The sequence below is a fragment of the Syntrophorhabdaceae bacterium genome (assembly GCA_028713955.1).
In the GTDB taxonomy this organism is placed as follows: domain Bacteria; phylum Desulfobacterota; class Syntrophorhabdia; order Syntrophorhabdales; family Syntrophorhabdaceae; genus UBA5609.
On sequence record JAQTNJ010000070.1, the window covers coordinates 11305 to 13586 of the forward strand.

At 47.9% G+C, this 2282-nt stretch carries 2 protein-coding genes; both read right to left on the minus strand.

Going from position 1 to position 2282, the window contains the following annotated elements; translation table 11 throughout:
- Positions 1 to 1484, minus strand: a 1484-nt coding sequence (gene thrS, locus PHU49_07775) for a threonine--tRNA ligase (GenBank protein ID MDD5243901.1), incomplete at its 3' end; no start/stop codon positions are given.
- Positions 1485 to 1684: 200 nt separating this feature from the next.
- Positions 1685 to 2149, minus strand: coding sequence for a ferritin family protein (locus tag PHU49_07780; GenBank protein ID MDD5243902.1), 465 nt, complete (start codon positions 2147 to 2149; stop codon positions 1685 to 1687).
- Positions 2150 to 2282 lie beyond the last annotated feature (133 nt).

Here is a 2282-nt window from a genome sequence, read left to right on the forward strand (position 1 = left end):
GGTTCCTGCTCGTCGGTGATGCTCATGATTATTACCTGCGTGGGTGACAGCCAGACAGGGAAACGTCCGCCGTAATGCTCGATCAGGACGCCGATAAACCGTTCAATAGCGCCGAGAATGACCCTGTGCAGCATGACGGGTCTCTTCCTTTTCCCATCGCTGTCTGTGTAGTGGAGGTCGAAACGTTCAGGGAGGGCGAAGTCGCACTGTATCGTGGCGCACTGCCATTTTCTTCCGATGGCGTCTTTCAGCTTTACGTCGATCTTGGGCCCGTAAAACGCCCCATCGCCTTCGTTGATCTCATATGGGAGCTTCTGGTCGTCGAGGACCTCTTTTAATGCCTTTTCCGCCTTCTCCCAGTCCTCGTCCGTACCTATTGATTTTTCGGGTCGTGTGCTTATCTCCATCTCATAATCAAAGCCGAAGATACCCATCACGTCCTGGACAAATTGAATGATAGCCAATATCTCCTGGTGAAGCTGGTCGGGACGGAGGAAGATATGGGCGTCGTCCTGGGTAAATTCCCGTACCCTCATGAGCCCGTGGAGGACGCCGGATTTTTCGTGCCGCGACACGGTGCCGAGCTCGAAGTAGCGAAGCGGAAGGTCCCTGTAGCTCCTGACCTTGGAGTTGTATACCATGATGTGGGAGAGGCAGTTCATGGGCTTGATGCCGTAATCCACGTCGTCTATCCTGGTGAAATACATGAAATCCTTATAGTTGTCGAGATGGCCTGACCGTTTCCACATATCGAGCTTCAGTATGTGCGGGCCCATTACGAACTGGTAGCCTCTCTTCAGGTGTTCTTTTCTCTCGAAGTCTTCAAGGAGATACCGGAGCAGGGCGCCGTTCGGATGGTATATGACAAGCCCCGCGCCGACCTCGTCGGAGATGCTGAAAAGCTCGAGCTCTTTGCCGAGCTTGCGATGGTCTCTCTTTTTCACCTCTTCGAGAAAATCCATGTATTTATTGAGCGATCCCTCGTCGGGGAAGGCTGTCCCGTATATCCTGGTAAGCATCTTGTTCTTCTCGTCGCCCCTCCAGTAAGCGCCGGCAAGGCTTAAGAGCTTGAATGCCTTTATCTTTCCTGTTGATGGAAGGTGCGGCCCCCTGCAGAGGTCCGTGAAAGAACCCTGGGTATAGGTGCTGACTTCCGGGTCGCTGATCGCGTTCAGGAGATCTACCTTATATATTTCACCCATTTTTCTGAACATCTCGATGGCATTGTCTTTTTTCAGGACCTTCTTCTCGATGGGAATGTCCTTCGAGGCGATTTCGTGCATCTTTGCCTCTATCTTCGGCAGGTCTTCTTCGGTGAAGCCCGGATCATAGTCAAAATCATAGTAAAAGCCGTTCTCGATGGACGGGCCGATTGCTACCTTAACCCCCGGAAAAAGCTCCCGTACGGCCTGTGCCATGAGGTGAGAGGTGCTGTGGCGGAGCATCTCAAGGTCTTCTGTGGTGTGTGTTCCCGTATTTTGCATAGCTATTTCAATTTACAACTTTAAGGACAATCTCCAAACAAGAAGATATTATTACCATTTTTATCTTTCCCTTGTCAATTCTTATAGTTAAAAAAAGGATGAATTTTTGAAATAATGTGTTGATGTGAAATCCTGTTCTTGCATTCGGGGCAGATAATACAGGACAAAGGACGGTGGTTACAGGTAACCTCCAGAAGATATTACCCGCCGTCTAACTGAGTAAAAGCGGTATTGGAATAGAGGTATTCCACCTTTTCTTTATGTTTAAGTTCCTCATTGGCCATACGCAGGAGCATCGATCTTGTGTCTCCATCGGGGTGTTCTCCGGCGAGCGCCATATAGAAATTGTATGAATTAGTCTCCCTGTGTGCGGCAACGAGATATACATCCTTGCTTGCCATATCTTTTTTAATGTCCGGTTTTTCAAGGTGTTCCGCTATTTTATAGTTCACGACGCTGCTCATACGAAGCCCGCTGTCACTATATTGTCCGTTCAGGTAGTTGACGAGAAATTCTTTATGCCTTTTTTCTTCCCCTGCAAGAAATTTGAGTGTCTCTTTTGCCTCTTTGTCCTCAATCTTGTTGTAAAGGTCTGTGTAAAAGGCAAAGGCCTCTTCTTCTCTTTTAATAGCCAGATTGATCGTGTCCCCCAGTCTTTTTTCCATTTTTCTCCTCCGTATCCGATTAATATAATACTGAAAAAGGCTACGTCAATGGCCTAAAATAACTTCATCTGCTTTTTCCGGCGTTTTTTTGTTTTATCAGGCACAATTGCTTTTTGCGTAAACATTTCAGGTA